General features: G+C 72.3%; 21 protein-coding genes and 1 pseudogene. 7 read left to right on the top strand and 15 right to left on the bottom strand.

Annotation, left to right across the window (positions count from 1 at the left end; all coding sequences use genetic code 11):
* The 3 genes and pseudogenes from AB0G52_RS30895 to pabB form a co-directional block, all read left to right on the top strand.
* Window positions 1-181, top strand: a pseudogene (locus AB0G52_RS30895) (hydrolase); the annotation flags it as partial.
* 111 nt (window positions 182-292) lie between these two features.
* On the top strand, window positions 293-1,120 hold the full coding sequence (locus AB0G52_RS30890) for a DMT family transporter (RefSeq protein ID WP_361340741.1): 828 nt from the start codon (window positions 293-295) through the stop codon (window positions 1,118-1,120).
* A 134-nt stretch (window positions 1,121-1,254) separates the two neighbouring features.
* Window positions 1,255-3,402, top strand: a complete 2,148-nt coding sequence (gene pabB / locus AB0G52_RS30885; RefSeq protein ID WP_361340726.1) for an aminodeoxychorismate synthase component I — start codon at window positions 1,255-1,257, stop codon at window positions 3,400-3,402.
* A gap of 97 nt (window positions 3,403-3,499) precedes the next feature.
* Here pabB and AB0G52_RS30880 read toward each other — a convergent pair whose 3' ends face one another.
* Window positions 3,500-4,933, bottom strand: a complete 1,434-nt coding sequence (locus AB0G52_RS30880) for a PLP-dependent aminotransferase family protein (protein WP_132892878.1) — start codon at window positions 4,931-4,933, stop codon at window positions 3,500-3,502.
* A 46-nt stretch (window positions 4,934-4,979) separates the two neighbouring features.
* Here AB0G52_RS30880 and AB0G52_RS30875 point away from each other — a divergent pair, with 46 nt between their 5' ends.
* Window positions 4,980-5,477 (top strand): carboxymuconolactone decarboxylase family protein, encoded by a 498-nt coding sequence (locus tag AB0G52_RS30875; RefSeq protein ID WP_132892880.1) that lies wholly within the window; start codon window positions 4,980-4,982, stop codon window positions 5,475-5,477.
* Between the two features lie 127 nt (window positions 5,478-5,604).
* Here AB0G52_RS30875 and AB0G52_RS30870 read toward each other — a convergent pair whose 3' ends face one another.
* The 3 genes from AB0G52_RS30870 to AB0G52_RS30860 all read right to left on the bottom strand — a co-directional run bounded on the left by AB0G52_RS30870 (window position 5,605) and on the right by AB0G52_RS30860 (window position 7,521).
* A complete protein-coding gene (locus tag AB0G52_RS30870; protein ID WP_361340723.1) occupies window positions 5,605-6,258 on the bottom strand; it encodes a chaplin in 654 nt (217 codons plus the stop codon).
* A 141-nt stretch (window positions 6,259-6,399) separates the two neighbouring features.
* Window positions 6,400-6,678, bottom strand: a complete 279-nt coding sequence (locus AB0G52_RS30865) for a hypothetical protein (RefSeq protein WP_132892884.1) — start codon at window positions 6,676-6,678, stop codon at window positions 6,400-6,402.
* A 72-nt stretch (window positions 6,679-6,750) separates the two neighbouring features.
* Window positions 6,751-7,521, bottom strand: coding sequence for a hypothetical protein (locus AB0G52_RS30860; RefSeq protein ID WP_132892885.1), 771 nt, complete (start codon window positions 7,519-7,521; stop codon window positions 6,751-6,753).
* Window positions 7,522-7,985: 464 nt separating this feature from the next.
* Between AB0G52_RS30860 and AB0G52_RS30855 the strand changes: the two genes are divergently transcribed.
* From AB0G52_RS30855 to AB0G52_RS30845, 3 genes are all read left to right on the top strand, one after another.
* The gene (locus tag AB0G52_RS30855; protein WP_132892887.1) at window positions 7,986-8,462 is read left to right on the top strand and encodes a hypothetical protein; all 477 of its coding nucleotides are present in this window, start codon (window positions 7,986-7,988) and stop codon (window positions 8,460-8,462) included.
* Between the two features lie 171 nt (window positions 8,463-8,633).
* Window positions 8,634-8,915 carry a hypothetical protein gene (locus AB0G52_RS30850; RefSeq protein ID WP_046727336.1) on the top strand — a complete coding sequence of 94 codons (282 nt, stop codon included), beginning with the start codon at window positions 8,634-8,636 and terminating at the stop codon, window positions 8,913-8,915.
* 246 nt (window positions 8,916-9,161) lie between these two features.
* Window positions 9,162-9,452, top strand: a complete 291-nt coding sequence (locus tag AB0G52_RS30845) for a hypothetical protein (RefSeq protein ID WP_132892889.1) — start codon at window positions 9,162-9,164, stop codon at window positions 9,450-9,452.
* A 78-nt stretch (window positions 9,453-9,530) separates the two neighbouring features.
* Here AB0G52_RS30845 and AB0G52_RS30840 read toward each other — a convergent pair whose 3' ends face one another.
* The 11 genes from AB0G52_RS30840 to AB0G52_RS30790 all read right to left on the bottom strand — a co-directional run bounded on the left by AB0G52_RS30840 (window position 9,531) and on the right by AB0G52_RS30790 (window position 21,077).
* A complete protein-coding gene (locus AB0G52_RS30840) occupies window positions 9,531-9,875 on the bottom strand; it encodes a hypothetical protein (RefSeq protein ID WP_132892891.1) in 345 nt (114 codons plus the stop codon).
* A 164-nt stretch (window positions 9,876-10,039) separates the two neighbouring features.
* Window positions 10,040-10,312, bottom strand: a complete 273-nt coding sequence (locus tag AB0G52_RS30835) for a hypothetical protein (protein ID WP_132892893.1) — start codon at window positions 10,310-10,312, stop codon at window positions 10,040-10,042.
* Between the two features lie 130 nt (window positions 10,313-10,442).
* The gene (locus AB0G52_RS30830; RefSeq protein WP_132892895.1) at window positions 10,443-10,823 is read right to left on the bottom strand and encodes a hypothetical protein; all 381 of its coding nucleotides are present in this window, start codon (window positions 10,821-10,823) and stop codon (window positions 10,443-10,445) included.
* 35 nt (window positions 10,824-10,858) lie between these two features.
* Window positions 10,859-11,104, bottom strand: coding sequence for a hypothetical protein (locus AB0G52_RS30825; protein ID WP_132892896.1), 246 nt, complete (start codon window positions 11,102-11,104; stop codon window positions 10,859-10,861).
* 151 nt (window positions 11,105-11,255) lie between these two features.
* Window positions 11,256-12,668, bottom strand: a complete 1,413-nt coding sequence (locus tag AB0G52_RS30820; RefSeq protein ID WP_132892898.1) for a condensation domain-containing protein — start codon at window positions 12,666-12,668, stop codon at window positions 11,256-11,258.
* Window positions 12,669-12,790: 122 nt separating this feature from the next.
* The gene (locus tag AB0G52_RS30815) at window positions 12,791-13,657 is read right to left on the bottom strand and encodes a tyrosinase family protein (RefSeq protein WP_132892900.1); all 867 of its coding nucleotides are present in this window, start codon (window positions 13,655-13,657) and stop codon (window positions 12,791-12,793) included.
* A 104-nt stretch (window positions 13,658-13,761) separates the two neighbouring features.
* Window positions 13,762-14,712, bottom strand: a complete 951-nt coding sequence (locus AB0G52_RS30810; RefSeq protein WP_361340713.1) for an ABC transporter substrate-binding protein — start codon at window positions 14,710-14,712, stop codon at window positions 13,762-13,764.
* A 2-nt stretch (window positions 14,713-14,714) separates the two neighbouring features.
* Window positions 14,715-16,649 (bottom strand): ABC transporter permease subunit, encoded by a 1,935-nt coding sequence (locus AB0G52_RS30805; RefSeq protein WP_132892903.1) that lies wholly within the window; start codon window positions 16,647-16,649, stop codon window positions 14,715-14,717.
* A complete protein-coding gene (locus AB0G52_RS30800) occupies window positions 16,649-17,968 on the bottom strand; it encodes a glycine betaine/L-proline ABC transporter ATP-binding protein (RefSeq protein ID WP_361340709.1) in 1,320 nt (439 codons plus the stop codon). The genes AB0G52_RS30805 and AB0G52_RS30800 overlap by 1 nt, the downstream gene beginning before the upstream one ends.
* Window positions 17,968-19,497, bottom strand: a complete 1,530-nt coding sequence (locus AB0G52_RS30795; RefSeq protein WP_132892905.1) for a GMC oxidoreductase — start codon at window positions 19,495-19,497, stop codon at window positions 17,968-17,970. The genes AB0G52_RS30800 and AB0G52_RS30795 overlap by 1 nt, the downstream gene beginning before the upstream one ends.
* A gap of 68 nt (window positions 19,498-19,565) precedes the next feature.
* Complete coding sequence (locus AB0G52_RS30790) at window positions 19,566-21,077, bottom strand: aldehyde dehydrogenase family protein (protein ID WP_361340705.1); 1,512 nt, start codon at window positions 21,075-21,077, stop codon at window positions 19,566-19,568.
* Between the last annotated feature and the right edge of the window lie 11 nt (window positions 21,078-21,088).

The raw sequence follows: 21,088 nt of genomic DNA, 5'->3' as shown, positions 1-21,088 counted from the left end.
CGCGTTCTTCCTCACCAGCACCTTCGGCAGCGGCCGGGTCGCCTTCTGGGGCGACAGCTCACCGATCGACGACGGCACCGGCCAGTCCGGCAACAAGCTGTACGACGGCTGGAACGACTCCGGCGCCACCAACGCGGCGCTCGCCCTGAACGCCACCGCCTGGCTCGCCGGCGCGAGCTGACCTGCGGCGGAACGGAAAGGAGCGGGTCCGGGGCGCCCCGGACCCGCTTCTCGCCCTCCCGCCCGGTCACCGCTCGCCCGACTCCCCTACAGTCCCTCTGTGCTCTTCGGAATGGTGTGCGCCCTCGCGGCGGCGGTCTGCTTCGGTACGGCGACGGTTCTTCAGGCGGTGGCCGCGCGGGAGGCCGGTGACGGTGCCGGCGGGGAGGCCGCACTGCTGCTGCGGGCGGTGCGGCAGTGGCGGTACGTCGTCGGGCTCGGCCTGGACGGGCTGGGGTTCGTCTTCCAGATCCTGGCCCTGCGGTCACTCCCCATCTACGCGGTGAGCGCGGCCCTGGCCTCGTCGCTCGCGGTGACGGCGGTGGTCGCGGCGCGGCTGCTGCGGGTGCGGCTCAGCGGGGTGGAGTGGGGCGCCGTGGCGGTGGTGTGCGCGGGGCTCGCGATGCTGGGGCTGGCCTCGGGGCCGGAGGGGGACCGGGCCGGGTCGACGGCGTTGAAGTGGACGATGCTCGGGATCGCCCTGGGCGTGCTGCTGCTCGGGCTGGCCGGCGGCCGGCTGTCGGGGCGGGGGCGGGCGCTGGTCCTGGGCCTCGGGGCGGGGTTCGGGTTCGGGGTGGTGGAGGTGTCGGTACGGCTGATCGACACGCTGCGGCTGCCGGACCTTCTCACCAATCCGGCGACGTACGCCCTCCTCGTCGGCGGTGGTGGCGCCTTCATGCTGCTGACCTCGGCGCTCCAGCGCGGCTCGGTGACCACGGCGACGGCCGGCATGGTCATCGGCGAGACGATCGGCCCGGCGGCGGTGGGCGTCGTATGGCTCGGCGACCGCACCCGGGAGGGCCTGACCTGGCTGGCGGTGCTCGGCTTCGCGGTGGCCGTGGCGGGTGCGCTGGCGCTGGCGCGGTTCGGGGAGGCACCGGAGACGGCCGCGGCGGACTGAGGCCGTGAACGGACGGGCGGTCCCGTCACCTCGTCGACGTTCCCTGAACGCGCGTCGTGTCCCTTCCGTAGAGGACACCGTGGCCAGTTGCCCGCCGCTCCGGGCGCCGGGAACGATCCGAGGGAGGTGGGCGGGTGAAGACCCTGCTCATCGACAATGACGACTCGTCCACCTACAACCTGTTCCAGTTGCTCGCCGAGGTCAACGGCGAGGAACCGGTGGTGGTCCGCAACGACGACGGGGACGGCGCGCTGTCCCGGCTCGCGGGAGTCGACAACGTGGTGGTGTCCCCGGGACCCGGGCATCCGGAGAACGGCCGTGACTTCGGCATCAGTGCCCGGGTGATCGCCGAGGCGACGGTGCCCGTGCTCGGGGTGGGCCTGGGCCACCAGGGCATCGCGCTCGGCGAGGACGCCAGGGTGCTGCCCGCCCCGCAGCCCCGGCACGGTCACCTGAGCAGAGTGCGGCACGACGGCCGGGACCTGTTCGAGGGACTGACCCAGGACTTCACGGCCGTGCGCTGCCACTCCCTGGCGGTGCACGAGCCGCTGCCCGCCGCCCTGGAGGCCACCGCCTGGGCCGAGGACGGCGTCCTGATGGGCCTGCGCCACCGCCAACGGCCCTTGTGGGGCGTGCAGTTCCACCCGGAGTCGGTGTTCACCGAGTACGGCCACCGCATGCTGGTGAACTTCCGCAACCTGACGGCGCGCCGGGCCCGCCGGGCGCGTTCCAAGAACACCGCCGTCCCGCCGGCCGAAGCCGCCGTCCCCCGGCCCGGCACGACCATCCCCCGCCCCCGCCGGGGCGACACGTCCGCGTACCGGCTGCACACCCGCCGGATCGCCGGCGCCGTCGACACGGAGGCCGCCTTCGGCCGGCTCTTCGCCGCCTCGGCCCGCTCGTTCTGGCTGGACAGCTCCCTCGTCGAGCGGAGCCGCTCGCGGTTCTCCTTCCTCGGTGACGACAGCGGTCCGCTCGCCGAGTTCGTGCGGTACGACGTGACGGCCGGGCGGTGCGAGGTGGAGCGGGCCGGACGGCCGCCGCGCAAGGTGTCGGCGAGCGTCTTCGACTACCTGAAGCGGCAGCTGACCAGCCGCCGGGTGGACGCCGGCGACCTGCCCTTCGACTTCACCGGCGGCTACGTCGGCTACTTCGGCTACGAGACCAAGGCGGACTGCGGCTCCCCGAACACGCACAAGGCGGAGACCCCGGACGCCTGCTGGCTGTTCGCCGACCGGCTGCTCGCCGTGGACCACGAGGAGGACGTCACCTACGCGGTCTGCCTGGCCGAGGACACCCCGCAGGCGGCCCGGGAGGCGGCTGAGTGGCTGGAGGCCGTGCTGGCCCGGCTCACCTTCCTGACCCCGGGCACCGGCCGGCCGGTGCCGCCCGCCGCCGAGGCGCCCGACCTGGCGGCCGCCGAGCCCTGGCTGCTGCGGGACCGGGCCGGCTACCTCGCCGACATCGAGGCCTGCCGGCGGGAACTGCGGGCCGGCACCAGCTACGAGGTGTGCCTGACCAACGCGGCCCGGCTGCCCGCCCCGCCCGACCCGTACGCCTTCTACCGGGAGCTGCGCCGCGTCGACCCGGCGCCGTACGCGGCCTTCCTGCGGTTCGGCGAGCTGGAGGTGGCCGGTGCCTCGCCGGAGCGGTTCCTGCGGATCACCCGGGACGGGGTGGCCGAGGCCAGGCCCGTCAGGGGGACCGCGCCGCGCGGGGCGACCCCGTTCGAGGACGAGCGGCTGCGGGACGCGCTGGCGGCGGACGCCAGGACCCGCGCCGAGAACCTGATGACCGTCGATGTGCTCCGCAACGACCTGGGCCGGGTCTGCCGTACCGGAACCGTGCGGGTCCCCCGCCTCTTGCACACCGAGTCGTACGCGACCGTGCACCAGCTGGTGTCGACGGTGACCGGGCGGCTGCGGGCCGGGACGGACGCCGTGGACTGCGTGCGGGCCTGCTTCCCGGGCGGGTCGGTGACCGGGGCCCCGAAGCTGCGCGCGACGGAGATCATCGACTCCCTGGAGACCGCGGCCCGGGGTGTGTACTCGGGGGCTCTCGGCTACCTCGGGTGCAGCGGCGGCGCCGACCTCAGCATCGTGATCCGCACGGCGGTGCTGGCGGGCGGCCGGATGCGGCTGGGCGCGGGCGGGGCGATCGTCCTGGACTCCGACCCGGCCGCGGAGTACGACGAGATGCTGCTGAAGACGGCCGCGCAGATGCGCGCCCTGCGGGAGCCCACGACGGCCGGGCCGGACGCGGTGCAGAAGACCGCCCGATGACCCGGCACCCGCCGTCACGGCGACCACCGACCTCGCCGCCCGGCTCCCCGACCGCACGGAGCGGCGCCTCGGACCGGTGCGGGCAGCCTCCGTGCCGTCAGGCGACGCTGATCACAGCGGGGTCGGACAGTACCGCGCACAGGGTGTCCAGCGCGCCGGACCAGGCGTGGTCGGCGGGGGTGCCGTAGCCGAGCACGAGGGCGTCGGGCGCCTCGACGGCGGCCGCGGGGTGGCGGTGGCGCGGGGTGAGGCCCTCCACGGCGAGGCCGCGGGCGGCGGCGGCCCGGATCACCCGGGCCACGGAGCCGGGCGGGAGCCTGAGCACCACGTGCAGGCCCGCCGCGATGCCGGTGACCCGGATCGCCGGGGCGCGTTCGGCGAGCGCGGCGACCAGGGCGTCCCGGCGCCGCCGGTAGCGGGTACGGGAGGCGCGGACATGGCGGTCGTAGCCGCCGGAGCCGATGAACTCGGCCAGGGTCAGCTGGTCCGGCGCGCCGCAGGTGTCCACCTCGCCCTTGACCCGGGTCACCTCGCGGGCCACGGCCGGCGGCAGCACCATCCAGGCCAGCCGCAGCCCCGGGGCCAGGGACTTGCTGGCGGTGCCCAGGTAGACCACCTCGTCGGGGGCGAGGCCCTGGAGGGCGCCGACGGGCCTGCGGTCGTAGCGGAACTCGCCGTCGTAGTCGTCCTCCAGGACCAGGCCGCCGGTGCGCCGCGCCCAGTCCACGACCGCGGCCCGGCGGTCGTGGTGCAGCGGCAGGCCGAGCGGGAACTGGTGCGAGGGGGTCAGCAGCACCGCGGCCGGACCGGGCCCCAGCGCGCCGGTGTCCGTGCCCAGGTCGTCCATGGGCAGCGGGACCTGGCGCAGCCCGGCCGCGGTCAGCAGCCGCCAGTGCTCGTCGAGCCCGTACGACTCCACGGCGACCGTGTCCGCGCCGCGCGCCGCCAGCGTCCGGCCCAGCAGGCTCAGGGCGTGCGAGAACCCGGCGCAGACCACGATGCGTTCGGGGTCGGCGCGCACGCCCCGGGCACGGGCGAGGTAGGCGGCGAGCGCGGTGCGCAGTTCGACGCGGCCACGCGGGTCGCCGTAGCCGAACGCCTCGTTGGGGGCGGCGGTGAGGGCGCGGCGGGCCGCCTTGAGCCACTCGGCGCGCGGGAAGGCGGAGAGGTCGGGGAAGCCGGCCCGCAGGTCGTAGGCGGGGCGGTGGACCGTCGTGGCGGCCTCGGCCGTGGTACGCGGGTCAGGTGGCAGGGCCGGTACGCCGGTCGCGACCCGGGTTCCGGAGCCCTGTCTGGCGGTGAGCCAGCCCTCGGCGACCAGGTCGGCGTAGGCGTCGGCGACGGTGTTGCGGGCGATGGCCAGGTCGGCGGCGAGGGAGCGGGACGAGGGCAGCCGGGTACCGGGGGCCAGCCGGCCGCTGCGGACGGCCTGGCGCAGGGCGTCGGTCAGGCCCCGGCGCAGGCCGGGACCGGCCGGTTCCAGGTGCAGGTCGATGCCCAGGGCTCCCTGAGTGGCCCGAGTTTTCGCCATGGAAATGGACCATACCCCTGGGCTGCCCTGCTCGTAGGGTCGAGGTATGACCACAGAACACACCGCCGAGTACGCTCCCGAGCACACCCCCCGCCTGGCCTGGGCACAGCACGCGCCCGAGGTCTACAAGGCGATGGTCCGCCTGGACGGAGCGGCCCGTAAGGGCCTGGACGCGAAGCTGTTCGAGCTGGTGAAGATCCGCGCCTCGCAGCTCAACCACTGCGCGTTCTGCCTCGACATGCACACCAAGGACGCGATCGCGGCGGGCGAGAGCGTGCAGCGCATCGTCCAGCTCAGCGCCTGGGAGGAGTCGAAGCACTTCTACACGGAGCAGGAACTCGCCGCGATCGAATTGACCGAGGCGATCACGGTGTTGACCGACGGATTCGTGCCGGACGAGGTCTACGAGCGGGCCGCCAAGCACTTCGACGAGGCGCAGCTGACCCAGCTGATCGCCTCGATCGTCGTGATCAACTCCTGGAACCGGTTCGCGGTGACGACCCGCATGGTTCCGGGGCACTACACGCCGGGGCAGCACGGGTGAGCGGGCCCGTCCGGGCGGACGGCTCGGGCCCCTCGCCCGCCGGGTTCGGCGAACTCGGGGCCAGCCGCGTCACGTTCGGCCGGGGCCTGCTGCGGCCGGCCCTGCGGTCATCGCGCGCGGTGCCGGTCTAGGCGTACGGTGCGCTGCCCGTCCCGGGACGGAAGCGGCGGTACAGCACCGCTCCGGCCGCCAGCGAGGCGAGGCTCACGAGACCCGGCGCCCAGGGGCTCGTCGCCCCGGTGTGGGCGAGGGTCTCGGTCGTCCGGTGCCGTACGACCGTGGTCTGCCTCGGGTGCGCCTTGGCCGGGTGGTGCGGCTGCTGGTGGACGCGCGGCGTGGTCGGTGCCGACGGGGTGGGCGTGTCGGGACCGCCGTAGGAGTCGTTGCTGGACTCGTTGCCGAAGACGGGGTTGCCGACCCCCACCACGTTCACGCTGTTGCCGGTGAGGTTCACGGGCGCGTGGACGGGGATCTGGAGGTCGTTGCCGGACAGGACGCCCGGCGAGTCGTGGGTGCTGCCGTGGGCCGTGGCCCCGCCCGACGTCCGGGAGCCCGTCTGCCCCGCCGCCTGGTGACCCGTGTTGGAGCACTTGTTGCCCATCGCGGGGTTGAGCAGCCCGACCACGTCCACGGTGTTGCCGCACACGTTGACCGGGATGTCCACCGGCAACTGGATGGTGTTGCCGGAGCCCAGTCCGGGCGAGCCGCTCGCGGACCCGTCGGCGGCGGAGTCGGCATGGGCCGTCCCCGCGACTGCCATCGCGCCAGAGGCGACGGCCATGGCGATCACACTGTTTCGGGTAGCCCGTTTCATGGGTTCCCTGCCCTTCCAGACGCGTCGCGGGCACTCACCCGGACTCGGTGTAACTGTCGTGGTTGCTGAGGATTGGCAAGAGGTGGCGGCATCTGCCGTCCGGCCGGATCAGAGGGCCTGGTTGTTGCAGCCCATGTCCGAGCCGAGGTGGCTCTGCTGGGCACCCGGGTTGCCTTCGCCGTTCAGCAGGTTGCCCGCCAGTCCGGTGAGGGCGCTGACGTTGCCGAGCACCTCGATGTTCATGTCGTGCGAGCGGCACTCGGTGCCCTGCGTGACGTCGATGTCGTGGCCCGGCTCGCCGTGGGCGAAGGCGGTGCCGCCGCCGACCGAGCAGACGCTGCCGAGGACGGCGGCGCCCACGAGGGCCACCTTGTGGAGCTTGCGCATGGGTTCTCCGTAGGTCGAGCGGATGGGGATCCGCTGCGGTTCGAGGAAAGATCCGAAAAATATGACGATGTGTCAGCCGAGCCGTGGCAGGCCGAGTTGGCCCACGGGGGGCGCCGCGACCTGGCCGAGCCCGACCGGGGCCAGACCGGGTACGGCCGGTGCGCCGAGGATCGGATTGACGAGCGGGTTCACCTGCGGGTTCACCTGGGGGTTGACCTGCGGCGTGACCCGCGTCGGCCCGTCCGCCGCGGAACCCTGGGGAACGGCCAGCTGCGGGGCGACCTGCGGCATGACCTGGGGCATGACCTGCGGGACGACCTGCGGCGGCGCGGACTGCGGCGGGGCGTACTGCGGCGCCGGGGCGTACTGCGGCGGGTAGGCGGGAGCGGCCTGCGGCGGGGCGTACTGCGGTGCCGGGGCGTACTGCGGCGGGGCCGCCTGCTGCGGGTAGGAGGGAGCGGCGGTGGCCTGGGCCGAGCCCTGCGACGAGGCCGAGGCGGAGGCGTAACCGCCCTGCTGGGGGTACTGCGGCGGAGCCTGCTGGTACTGCGGCGCCGGCTGGTACTGCGGCGGCGGGGCCGGCTGGTACTGCGGGGGCGGCGCGGCCTGCTGCTGCGGGTAGGCGGGGACGGTGGCCTGCGCCGAGCCCTGTGTCTGGCCGGCGGCGTAACCGGCCTGCTGCGGTGCCGGGGGCGGAGCCTGGGGATACGGCTGGTCCGGAGCCGGCGCCGGGGCCGGACCGCCATATCCGACGGGAGCGTCGGCATAGCTGACGCCCGCGCCGATGGCGGACAGACCACTGGCCGCTGCCAGAACGAGCGCGGCCCTGTGAAGCTTGCGCATGAAACCCTCGGCCCTTCGATACCTGGATGAGAAAGTCCATTGCGTTCGGTGCGGTCGCGCGTGCAGCCGGTGCGGTCAATGCCCTGCACTTTCAGCAGCGGTACTCCTGAGCGGCACGCGAACTTCGCATCGGAGCCGGCAGCGATTCGCCTCAATGCCTTCAGGCCCTCGACCACCGCCCTCTCCCCACCGGAACGAGGAACGCCGCGCCATGGTCACGGGTATTCAAAGTTCCGTCACCCAATTGCCGTCATCGGCATGGCAATTGCAGCTCATATGCCTTTCGGCAAACGGGTGACACGACATCGGGGCCGTATCCGGGCCCGCGGACCCCTCGTTCCTCACGGGGGTGAGGGCGAACGTCCGTACCGGCCGCCCGGACGGCATTGAAGCGATAACCGCGCTTCCTCATCAGTCATTTCATCAGGTTCCGAGCACAGATCACATGAAGGGCCGAGGATTCCATGCGCAAGTTTCGGCAAGTCGCGCTCATCGTCGCAGCAGCCGGCGGTCTGACCGCCGTCGGTGCCGGGCCCAGTTCCGCGGCACCCGTCTCCTACGGGACCGGGCCGACGCCGGTCTCCCAGCCGGACGCCCAGGCCGCCGCGGCCACCTCCGCCCAGGCGACCGCGCAGACGTACGGCACGCCGGCCGCGCAACCGGCCCCGCAGCGCGGCACCGAGGTCGCCCCGCAGCTCAACCCGCAGCTGAACCCGCAGATCAGCCCCCAGATCTCGCCCCAGGCCCCGCAGCAGGTCGCGCAGGGCGGCCCGGTGACCCAGAGCAACATGTTCCGTCCGTACCAGGAGTGCAGCCCGCAGTCCCTGCTCGACGCGAACATCCCGGTCGCGCTGCTCGCGGCCTCCCAGACCCGGGGCGTCGACTGCACCCAGGCCAACAGCCAGTCGAACGCCCTCGCCAGCGCGCAACACCAGGGCTGACGGCTGCAGTTGGCGGCTCCGCCAGCGGCCATACGACTTTTCGGGTGTTTCTGCCGCGTGCTCGAAACAACAGCGCGTCGCTGCCGGATTTGCCCTATTACGTACTAATCTCCCGTAACTGTAAAAAGTCGATCTGGCACAGATCGCAACCCCCCACTCCACGGAGATGACATGCGCAAGCTTCGCAACGCCGCCGTCCTGGTCGCCGCGCTCAGCAGCATCGGCCTCGTCAGCGGCACGGCCTACGCCGGCGGCGAGGGCCACGGCCAGGGCGACAAGTTCAACATCAACCAGAGCTCGCACTGCAAGTCGCACGACCTGAACCTGGACGTCCTCGGCGAGGTCGGCCTGCTCAACGGCCTGCTGGGCAGCGCCCTGAACGGCGAGGGCAACCCGGGCGCCCAGGCCACCAACCTCGGTTCGACGATGGGCTGCAACAACAGCGCCTTCTGAGGTCGCTGACAGCGGCCTTCCGAGGCCCCGTCCGGCGCCACGGCGCCGGACGGCTCATGGTCCCGACGCCGGGCCGAACGCCGGGCGCCGGGACCATTCGTGTGCGCCGGGGGTCGCCAAGGCGGCGAATTACCACCGCAATCGGCGCGCCGTCCGGTCGCGCCGGGTATTTCGTATCAGCCTTTATGACACAGATGGCGATTTCCCCCCAGAATCGCATCCACCCCATTCCACATCGGAGATGACATGCACAAGCTCCGCACCGCCGCCGTAATCGTCACCGCGTTCGGGAGCCTCGGACTCCTGGGTGCCGGCTCCGCCCAGGCCGACCAGGGCTGGGGCAAGAAGGGCGGCGACGAATTCAACGTCCAGCAGAGCAGCACCTGCCGGTCGCACGACCTGAACCTCGACATTCTCGGCGAGGTCGGCATCCTCAACGGCCTGGGCGGCAACCTGCTGAACGGCGAGGGCAACTCGGGTGCGCAGCAGTCGTCCCTGGGCTCGTCCATGGGCTGCAACAACTCGTTCGGAAAGTAGCGTCAAAAGTAGCGTTCAACGACAATCCCCGGTGTCCCGGCCGTCGGTCGGGACACCGGGGATTGTCGTTTCCGGCGCTCAGAACTCGATGTGCGGCCTCTTGAAGCCCTTGGGCAGTTCCGCCTTGTTGGAGCAGTCGACGACCTCCCCCACGGCGGCGGAGCCGTCGCCGGCCGCCCCGTCCCCCGGGAACAGCACCTGCGGGCGGTCGGAGGTCGAGCAGTCCTGGGCCTGCTTGAGGACGTGGGTGCCGTTCTTGTCGACGTGCGTCTCGCTCTTGCGCACGCAGACGGTGCCGCCCTGGGCGGTGGTCCTGCAGTCACCCGGGGACGGGTCCGCGTACGCGTGCCCGGCGCCGGCACAGAGCGCGGCGAGGCTCCCGAGGAGCCCGGAGACCGTGGCGATCTTCCGCGAGGGGAACATGAGTTGTCTTCCTTTCCGAAAGGCGAAGCAACGCAGCCCGGACGCGACCCCCGACGGAGTCGGGGTGCGTCCGGGCTGCCTTCGCCATGGTTGTCACTCAGCACACCGGCGGGCGGCGCGAGGCCGTGCCGGCGGAGGATGCCGAGTTCGTGCGGGGTGCTTCTTTACTCGCCACCCTGGTTCTGGTCGTAACCACCCTGCTCCGGACCGGGGTTCCCCTGCTCCTGCGGCTGGCCCTCCGGCTGGGCCTCGGGCTGCGCCTGCGGAGCGGCGTAGTAACCGCCGCCGACGGCCAGGGCGTTGGCAGTCGAGTTGGCCACGGCGGTGATCTGCGGGGGCGCGTCCTCGCCACCGGCGGCGGAGCTGACCCCGGCACCGAGGAGGGAGAGCCCCGCGACCGTCGCCGCTACGAGTGCGACGCGCTGAAACTTACGCATGATTGACCCTTTCTTGTCCAGGCGGGAGCGCCCGGCTTGACTACTTAATGTGAGCATATACACACGTTGCGTAGCCATCGAGGATCTCCACTCGGCGTGTGGCGCGTCAGCCCCGTCTGCCGTATAAGCGCTACCGGACGCCGACCGGGAGGATCCGGCTCATGACGCCGAACGGACCGGTGGACGGTTCCTGCTCGTCACCCCTCTCCACCGGCGCCACCCCCACGGTCGTGGGGGAACAGGTCACTTCGGGGCCGAGCCGCTCCGTCCCCTGCCCGAGTACGGCGGGCAGTTGCACGGGCTGTACCGGCTTGCAGGTCTCCTGGTGCTGCATGACCCCGTCCTCGGGAACCTCGCCCCTGATCCGCTGGGTGCAGGTGAGGTTGCCCATGAGGTCGTCGGTGCACTTGCCCGGACCCACCGCGGCGTAGGCCGGGGTGAGCCCGACACAGGCCGCGGCGATGCCGCCGACGAGTCCCGAGACGGCCGCGATCTTCTTCCCGCTGAACACGTGATGCGCCTTCCTTCCTGCGACAGCCGCCGGACTCAGCCGGTGAAGGCCTGGTTGTACTGGCCGCAGGTGGTGTCGAGGGTGTCGGCGAGGCCGAGCACGCCGATCGGGACGTCGTTCTCGGACACCGTCTGCGGGCTGCACTCCTGGTAGGGGCGGTAGTGGTTGGACACCTGCGGCCCACTGTCGTAGGAGTCGGCCACCGCGGGGGTGGCGCCGACGGCGGACAGACCGCCGGCGGCCGCCACTGCTGCGATCACGACCTGCTGAAGCTTGCGCATGGAACCCTCGGTCCTTTGCTGTACGGCGAATTGATTGCCTGGCGTGACAGGTTGAACACTAGCAGTAGCCGCACAAGGTGCTGCACAACGGACATCCGTCCCGAGGGTGACATAGCAACACATCATCACCTTATGGATGGGGAGAGTTGGGTCAGGAGAGCGCCAACTCCGAGGCCCGCGGGCGGTCCGGCGCCGGCACGGAGAGGATCAGGTCCCGCAGCCTCTCGACGTACCGGCGCACGTTCTTGTAGGCGATGTCGGTGTCCGGGTGCCGGCAGGCGAACCAGAGCCCTTCGTGCAGCCGGTTGACCCAGGCGCACACCTGGTCCCCGTACGACACCCGGATCAGCCCGTACGCCTTCTGCTCGGCCCAGTCGGCGGCGCCGGGGATGAGCCGGGCGTCCACGTACGAGATGATCGAGTACATGTCGGGCGAGGTCGGCCGGAAGTCCGCACCGAGCAGCCGCAGTACGCGGGCCAGCGGGATGCGCGCCAGCGAACGGTTGGCCCGCAGTTCGGCGCGGACCGTCTCCAGCGCACCCTCCAGGTCGCGCGCCGCGGGCACCTCGATGGGGGCGCCGCCGACGTACCAGCCCACCGAGTCCGACCACGCGGACTTCAGCCGGGTGTGGAAGGGCACGACGGTGCGGTAGACCGGCCGGCCGCCGAGCTCGTGCACGATCAGGCTGGTCGCGGCCAGGATGCCGACCAGACTCCCGCCGTAGGGGCGGCAGTACGCCTCGAACGCGGCGGCGGCGTCCGCGTCGACGAGCGGCTCGCACACCAGCTTCTGGGTGGGCAGCTCGCCGCCCGGCCGCAGACCGAGGTCGACGGGGAACTCCGGGAGCCGGCCGCCGCACCGGGCGATGAACTCCCGCCAGCGCCCGACGATCGCGTGGGTGTCGTCGATGCCGTCCGCGTTCGCCCGCTCCTGCTCGCAGAAGTCGACGTAACTCCCGACCGCCGGGCCGGGGAGGGGTCGTCCGGTGACGGCCGCCGCGTACAGGCCGTGGATCTCCTCCGGGAGCCGGTGCAGGGAGTAGGCGTCCACGTTGGTGTGGTCGAAGGCCATGTACACGCTGGTGGAGTCCTCGCGCACGACCGCCGTGTAGATGAGGTTCGGCCAGCCGAGCGCGTCCGCCGCGGCGTCGAACCGATCCTGCAGGTACCGGGACAGCGCCCCCGCGTCGGTGAAGTCGCCGACCACCTCGCGGTGCAGGGACACGTCGTGCTCGTCGAGGGTGAACCGGTGCATGTCGTCACCGGCCCACCGGAAGCCGCTGCGCAGCGTCTCGTGCCGCAGTGTCCAGTCCCGCAACGCCCGTTCCAGCGCGTCGAGGTCGACCGGGCCCGGCAGGTCGAACGCCGCGCCGAGCCAGGTCGGTACGAACAGACCGTCCTCCCGCACCGACCGGGCCGTCCTGATGTGCGACTCCTGGATGTAGGCCGGCGGCCTCGGATCCGGTGGCAGCGCTGCCGCGGCCGCGATGGTCACCGGGCTGAACCTCCACTCGACGAGCCGTCCCGGCCGGATTTCGCAGCGCTGGATGTCAGAAATTCGCACGGTGGCGTCTCCTTCGCAGAAGACACCAGCTTCTTCAAGGGGACGCCGTACGCGCGCGATGGCCGCTGTGTCGCCGACTTTTCAGCGGGATGTGTGACATCTCGAACGGACAAGCGCCCGCCTCACTCGTACCGGTAGATCCCGCTGACGTCCTCGAGTTCGGCGGGTGTGACGTCCCACGGCGGCAGCCGTTCGTGCCGGGCCACCACCCGGCCGCGCTGGGGGTCGCCCGCGCCGGGGGGCCGCTCGGGCAGGTACCCGTGGCCGGGGTTGCGCTGCTGCCAGCGGGTCCACAGCAGGTCGACGAAGGAGTGGTGCAGCCAGAAGACGGGGTCGTTGACGGAGGCGGCGCTGAGCATCACGCCGCCCACCCAGTGGTGGACCCGGTTGTGGTTCTGCCAGGAGACGCTGCCCCGGCCCCTCCCCCAGCCCTCCAGCTTGTTGCGGAAGCCCCGGGTGACCGCCGAGTTCCAGGGCCAGCTGTCGTACACCGGGTCGGCCAGCGCGAATTCGAGGTCGCGCGCGGTCGGCAGCCGGAGCGGGGCGCGGGCGCGGCCGAGGTCGCGGGTGAGGTACGGGACGTCGGTCACGTTCTCGGTGATCTTCCAGTGGCCCGCCCGGTAGGCGAACGGGCCCGTCATCACCTGCCGGTCCGAGCGCCGTCCGTTGCCGCCGAGCAGATCATCGGTCCACGGCAGGGAGTTCGACGCCCGGTCCCGGGTCCAGTCCCAGTACGGCACCGTCACCGACGCGTCCACCCTGCGCAGCGCCCGCTCCAGTTCGAGCAGCAGCTTGCGGTGCCAGGGCAGGAAGGACGGCGCCATGTGGGCGGTGCGCAGCCGGTGTTCCCGGTCGGCGGAGTTGTGCGCGATGTGCAGCCGTACGAACTCGTCGTACTCACCGCGGCGTTTGACCTCCAGCAGGGCTTCGACGAACCGGCGCCGCTCGGCTCGGGACAGCTGGTTGACGTTCTTGCGCGTGTGGACCACGTACGCCTCCCTCGGGCATCGGCCGGAGGGGTAACCGCCGGACACACCTTCGGGTCACCGCGCTACGGCCGGACCGGTGACGCGGCGCGCGCCCGGCGGCGGGCTCAGGACAGCCAGCGTTTCCACACGTCGGGGTGGGCGTCCACCCACTTCCTGGCGGCCTCCTCGGGGCTCAGCTTCTGCTCGGCGATCATCAGGGAGACCTCGTCCTGGTCCTCGGTCGTCCAGCGGAACTTCTTCAGGAAGGCCGCCGCCCGGCCGCCGCCGCGCGCGAAGTCCGCGTTGAGGTACTTCTGCAGCGGGGTGTGCGGATAGGCGCAGGCGACCTTGGCCGCGTCGGCGTCACAGCCCTCCTTGTAGGGGGGCAGCTTCACCTCGGTCATCGGCACCTTCTTGAACAGCCACTGGGGCGCGTACCAGTAGGTCAGGAAGGGCTTCTTCTCCTTGGCGAACTGCTTGATCTGGGTGATCTGGGCGGCCTCGGAACCGGCGAAGACGACCTGGTAGTCCAGCTTCAGGTTGCTCACCAGTGCCTTGTCGTTGGTGACGTACGACGGTGAGCCGTCGAGCAGTTGTCCCTTGCCGCCGCTCTCCGCGGTGCGGAACAGCGAGGCGTACTTGTTCAGGTTCTTCCAGTTCGTGATGTCCGGATGCTGCTTGACGAGATAGGTCGGCACGAACCAGCCGATGTGCCCGGTGACCCCGAGGCCGCCGGCCCTGGCGATGGTCTTCTTGTCGTCGACGTACCGCTTCTCCTGGTCGGGGTGGCCCCAGTCCTCCAGGATCGCGTCGACGCGTCCCTGGCTGAGCGCGTCCCACGCCGGGACCTCGTCCACCTGCACGGTGTCGACCCGGTACCCGAGCTTGTGCTCCAGCAGGTACTGGGCGACGGCGACGTTCGCCTGCGCGCCCACCCAGGACTGCACGGAGAGGGTGAGCGACTTCGACCCCTGGGCGTCGGCGAACGGCGAGGCCTGCTTCGTCATGTCGGCGGCACCGCAGCCGGTCGCGAGGACCAGGATCGAGGCGGCGGTGAGGACAGTGGTGCGGCGCATGGTCACGCTCCCTTCCGCGTACGGCGCTGTGTGGGCTGGGTGACCCGGTCGAGCATCAGGCCGAGGCAGACGATGGCGGCGCCCGCCACCAGCCCCGTCGCCAGGTCGCCCTGGGCGAGGCCGAAGGCGACGTCGTAGCCCAGCGCGCCACCGCCGACCAGGCCGCCGATGATGACGACGGCGAGGACGAGCACCACGCCCTGGTTGACGGCGAGCAGCAACGCGGGGCGGGCCAGCGGCAGCTGGACCTGCGTCAGCTGCTGGCGGCCGGTGGCGCCGAGCGAGCGCGCGGACTCCAGTGCGGCCGGGTCCACCTGGCGCAGGCCCTGCGCGGTGATCCGTACGACGGCCGGCAGGGCGTAGACGACGGCGGCGGCGACGGCCGGGGCGCGGCCGACCCCGAACAGCGCGACCACCGGGATCAGGTACACGAACTGCGGCATGGTCTGGAAGACGTCCAGTACGGGACGCAGGGCGCGCTCGACCCGGTCGCTGCGGGCGGCGGCGACACCGGTCGCGAAGCCCAGCACGAGGGTGACGGCGACGGCCGCGAGGACCTGCGACAGCGTGTCCAGCGCGGGCTCCCACACGCCCAGCACCCCGATCGCGGCCATCGCGAGGACGGCGGTGAGCGCGGTGCGCCAGGTGCCGATCAGCCACGCCAGGGCGGCGACCACCAGCAGCACCGCCCACCAGGGCAGCCACTGGAGGCCGTCCCGGAGCGGGTCGAGCACCCAGGTGGTGAAGTGCCCGGCCCAGTCGGCGGTGCCGCCGACGACCGGGACGCCCGAGTACAGGTGCGCGGTCATCCAGTCCACGGCCCGGTTGACCGGCTCGGCGAAGTCCAGGGTCCAGGACGCGGGCCAGTCCAGCAGGCCGAGCAGCCGTGCCGCGACCGCGACCGCGACGGTGGCGCCGAGCGCGTACAGGAGACCGGCGGCCGGCTGGCGGGTGTCCCCGCGCTCTCCCGCCGCCGCGGTGATGCGGTCCAGGACGACCGCCAGCAGCACGATCGGGATGCCGGCCGCGAGGGCCGCGCCCACGTCGACGGAGGCAAGCGCCTGGTAGACGCGGTCACCGAGGCCGCCGGCGCCGATGACGGAGGCGATGACGGCCATCGACAGCGCCATCATGATGGTCTGGTTGAGGCCGAGGAGGAGGTCCTTGCGGGCCAGCGGGATACGGGCGGTCAGCAGCCGCTGGCGCCGGGTGGCGCCCAGCGACTCCACGGCCTCCAGGACCTCGGGGTCGGCGCCGCGCAGGCCGAGGGCGGTGAGCCGGGCCATCGGCGGGGCCGCGTAGACGACGGTGGCGAGGACGGCGGCGGGGACGCCGATGCCGAAGATCAGGACGACCGGCAGCAGGTACGCGAAGGCGGGCAGCACCTGCATGGTGTCGAGGACGGGGCGCAGGGCGCGGTGCAGCCGGTCGGAGAGGCCGGCGCCGAGTCCGAGGACGAGGCCGACGGCGACGGACGCCAGCACGGCCACGACCATCAGCGCGAGGGTCTGCATCGTCGGCACCCACATGCCGAGGGCACCGCAGGCGAGGAAGGCGACGGCCGTGCCGGCGGCGAGCCTGGTTCCGGCCACGCGGTACGCGACCGCGGCGGCGAGCACGGTGACGCCGGGCCAGCCGGCGGCCAGGAGGGTGAGGTAGACGGCGCGGACCGTGAGGACGACGGCGTTGCTGATGTAGCCGAAGAAGTAGAGGAAGAGGGGGTGGGTGTCACGGTTGTCGATGACCCAGTTGCTGGCGGCGGCCAGCGGCTTGGAGAGATCGACGGTGAGGTGGTGCGGCCAGGCCGCGCTGCCCCAGTGGGAGACGGCGACCGGCACCAGGACCGCCGCGATCACGGCCAGGGCGAGCAGCTTGCGGACGGCGGGGTGGGCGGGGAGGGACAGGCGGCGGGGGCTCGGGACACTGATCGTTGCCATCAGACGCCCTCCGGAGTGGTGCGCGGGGCGGAGGGTTTCACTTGCCCGCGCTCAGGGGATGCCGCCGCACCCACCCGTGCCGCGGCGGCACGACCGCCCGCGGCCGGGTGGGCATCCGCGGGAGCCGGAGCGGAGGTCGGGGCGGCTGGGGCTGGGGCTGGGGCTGGGGCACTTTCCTGCGGGCGCTGCGGGTCCCCATCCAGGGGCGCGGGGAACTGCGCGACCGGCCCCCGCTCAGCCACACCCGAACCACCGCCCGCATCCGTCTTCGCCACGACCCCGAGCAAGGCGTCCGCGTCCACGACCCCGACGCACCGCTCCCCGTCGACGACCCGTGCCGGGGCACCGGCGCCCGCGACCACCTCGATCGCCTCGGCCACGGTCGCGCCGGGACCGACCACCGGCCCGCCCTCGGCTTCCCCCGCCGCGGCGGCCCGCATGGCACGGCGCACCGTCATCACCTGCTCGCGCGGCACGTCCCGGACGAACTCGCGGACGTAGTCGTCGGCCGGGGAGCCGACGATCTCCTCGGGGGTGCCCAGCTGCACCACCCGCCCGTCCCGCATCAGGGCGATACGGTCGCCGAGCTTCAGCGCCTCGTTCAGGTCGTGCGTGATGAAGACCATCGTGCGGCCCTCCTCACGGTGCAGGCGCACGACCTCCTCCTGCATGTCCCGCCGGATCAGCGGGTCGAGCGCGCTGAACGGCTCGTCGAACAGGAGGACCTCCGGGTCCACGGCCAACGCCCGTGCCAGTCCGACACGTTGACGCTGCCCGCCGGACAACTGACCGGGCCTGCGCTGCTCCATGCCTTCGAGGCCGACCTTGGCGACGACCTCCGCGGCCCGCTCGCGCCGCTCGGCCCTGCCGACGCCCTGGATCTCCAGGCCGTACGCCACGTTGTCGAGGACGGACCGGTGCGGCAGCAGCCCGAAGTGCTGGAAGACCATCGCGGCGCGGTGCCTGCGCAGTTCACGCAGCCGGCCCCGGTCCATCGCACGGACGTCCTCGCCGTCGATGGCGATCGTGCCGGCGGTCGGTTCGATGAGCCGGGTCAGGCAGCGCACCAGGGTCGACTTGCCGGACCCCGACAGGCCCATGACGACGAAGACCTCGCCCTTGCGCACGTCGAAGGAGACGTCGCGGACGGCGGCCGTGCAGCCGGTGCGGGAGCGGAGCTCGGCGGGCGGGAGCCCGGCCAGTTCGGGGTCGCCGGGGACGCGGTCGGCCTTCGGGCCGAACACCTTCCACAGTCCGTCGACGGAGAAGACGGGGGCCGCGGTCGGCGGCTGGGTCCGGGTGTCGGTCGTACTGGTCATCACGCACCGCCTTTCAGCAGGTCCACGGCCCGTTCACCGACCATCAGCACTCCGATCATCGGGTTCACGGCCGGCATGGTCGGGAAGACGGAGGCATCGGCGATCCGGATGCCGTCCAGGCCTCGGATGCGCAACTCGGGGTCGACCACCGCCAGTTCGTCGTCGACCGCGCCCATCCGGCAGGTGCCCGCCGGGTGGTACACGGTGTGCGCGACCTTGCGGGCGTACTCGCTCAGTTCGGCGTCGCCGACGATCTCGGGGCCGGGGCAGACCTCGCGCTTGAGCCAGCCGGCCAGCGGCTCGGTGCGCGCGATCTCGCGGGCGATGCGGATGCCGTCGACGAGGGTGCGGCCGTCGTAGTCGTCCTCGTCGGTGAAGTAGCGGAAGTCCAGCGCGGGCTTCACGGACGGGTCGGCGCTGGTCAGGTAGAGCCGGCCGCGGCTGTGCGGCTTGGGGATGTTCGGGGTCATCGAGACGCCGTGCGCGGGGCGTTCGTAGCCCAGCCGCTCCGGGTTGTCGGTGAACGGGATCTGGTAGAAGTGGAACATCAGGTCCGGGCCCGGGTGTTCGGGGTCGCGGCGGACGAACAGGCCCGCGTCGGAGTCCATCGCGGAGTTCTCCGGCAGGGGACCGTGGGTCTCCCAGACGATCACCGACTCGGGGTGGTCGAGGAGGTTCTCGCCGACGCCCGGCAGATCCAGCGCGACCGGGATGCCCAGTGCCTCCAGGTCCGCGCGGCGGCCGATGCCCGAGTGCAGGAGCAGGCGCGGGGAGTCGATGGCACCGGCGCACAGGACGACCTCGCTGCGGGCCCGTATCAGCAGGTCCTCGCCGTCCTTGGTGCGTACCCGGACGCCGTCGGCGCGGGTGCCGTCCAGCTCCAGCCGGTAGGCCCAGGTCTCCAGGAAGATGCGGAGGTTGGGCCGCTCGTCCATGACCGGGTGCAGGTAGGCCACCGACGCGCTGGAGCGCTTGTTGGTCTCGGGGTGGTAGGCGAGGTCGAAGAAGCCGACGCCCTCGGTGAACGGCTTGCGGTTGAAGCCCTCGACGCGCGGGACGTCCAGGGCGGTCTGGGCCGCGTCGACGAAGTCGCGGGCGATGGCGTTCCGGTCCCGCTCGTCGACCGGGACGATGTTGTTGAGGAGGCGGGCGAAGTAGGCCTCCATCGGGACGGCGCCCCAGCCCTTGGCGCCGGCCGCCTCCCACTCGTCCCAGTCGGAGGGCAGCGGCTTGAAGGCGATGAGGGTGTTGTGGGAGGAGCAGCCGCCGAGGACGCGGGCCCGGCTGTGCCGGATGTGGGAGTTGCCGCGCGGCTGCTCGGTGGTCGGGTAGTCGTAGTCGAGTTCGCCGCCGAGCAGGCCCATCCAGCGGCGCAGGGTGAGGACGTCGTCACGGCCGACGTCGCTGGGCCCGCCCTCGATCACGGCGACGGTGACGTCGGGGTTCTCGGTGAGTCGGGAGGCGATGACGGAACCCGCGGTTCCGCCGCCTATGACGACATAGTCGAATTCCTGTGTGTGATCGGCCATCGGGTGGTTACTCCTGGGGGGTGGGAGAACGGGGCGGAGCAGGTTCGCCGGCGGGACGCTGTGGGGGTTCAGCCGGCGAACCAGCGCACCGGCTTCGGCGCGAGGTTCTGGTAGACGTGCTTGGTCTCGCGGTACTCGGCGAGGCCGGCGGGGCCCAGCTCGCGGCCGGTCCCGCTCTTCCCGAAGCCGCCCCACTCCGCCTGCGGGAGGTAGGGGTGGAAGTCGTTGATCCAGACGGTGCCGTGCCGCAGCCGCCCCGCGACCCGGCGCGCCCGTCCGGCGTCCGTGGTCCACACGGCGCCCGCGAGGCCGTACTCGGTGTCGTTGGCGAGGGCGACCGCCTCGTCCTCGGTGCGGAAGGTCTCGACGGTGAGGACCGGGCCGAAGACCTCCTCGCGCACCACCTTCATCTCGCGGTGGCACTGGTCGAGGACGGTCGGCTCGTAGAAGTAGCCGGTGGCGGGCCGGTCCGGGGACGGCTCGGGGCGCCTGCCGCCGGAACGCAGCACCGCGCCCTCCGCCAGCGCCGACGCCACGTACGCCTCGACCTTGGCGCGCTGCTGTGCGGAGACGAGCGGGCCGCACTCGACGCCGTCCGCGGTGCCCCGGCCGAGGCGGATCCGCGCCGCACGCCGGGCGAGTTCGGCGACGAATCGTTCCCTCAGAGGTTCCTCGACGATCAGCCGGGCGCCGGCCGAGCAGACCTGGCCGCTGTGGATGAACGCGGCGTTGAGGGCCTGGTCGACGGCGGTGTCGAAACCCTCCTCGGTGGCGCAGGCGTCGGCGAAGACGACGTTGGGGTTCTTGCCGCCGAGTTCGAGCGCGACCTTCTTGACGGTGGGCGCGGCGGCCTGGGCGACCTTGACCCCGCTGACCAGGCCGCCGGTGAAGGAGACCAGGTCGACGTCGGGGTGCTCGGCGAGGCGGGCGCCCACGCTGTGCCCGGGCCCGGTGACGATGTTGGCGACGCCGGCGGGCAGCCCGGCCTCGGCCAGCAGGCCGATCAGGGCGACGGTGGTCAGCGGGGTGATCTCACTGGGCTTGATCACGAACGTGTTGCCGGCCGCGAGCGCCGGGGCGATCTTCCAGCTGGCCTGGAGGAGGGGGTAGTTCCAGGGGGTGATCAGGGCGCAGACGCCGATCGGCTCGTGCACGACGACGCTGTGGATGTCGGGCGAGCCCGCGTCCACCACCCGGCCCGCGCCTTCCCCCGCCACCAGGTCGGCGAAGTAACGGAAGGCGTCGGCGACGCAGTCGATGTCGACGCGGCCCTCTTCGACGGTCTTGCCGGCGTCCCGGCTCTCCAGCAGGCCGAGTTCCTCGCGGTCGCGGACGAGCAGGTCGGCCACCCGGCGGAGCAGGGCGGCGCGCTCGGCCACGGGGGTGCGGGGCCAGTCGCCGGTGTCGAAGGCGTGGCGGGCGGCGGCCACCGCCGCCTCCGCGTCCTTCTCGTCGCCCTCGGCGACCACGGCGAAGGGCAGGCCGTCCGCGGGGTCGGTGATCTCGCGTGTCGCGCCGGAGGCGGCTTCCAGCCACTCGCCTCCGACCTGGATGGTCGCTCGTACGCTTCTGTCCGCCATGATCGGTAATG

Source organism: Streptomyces sp. NPDC021562 (genome assembly GCF_040640875.1).
Taxonomy (GTDB): domain Bacteria; phylum Actinomycetota; class Actinomycetes; order Streptomycetales; family Streptomycetaceae; genus Streptomyces.
The sequence above is the reverse complement of the archived record's forward strand: the minus strand, read 5'-3'. Positions and strand labels throughout refer to the sequence as shown.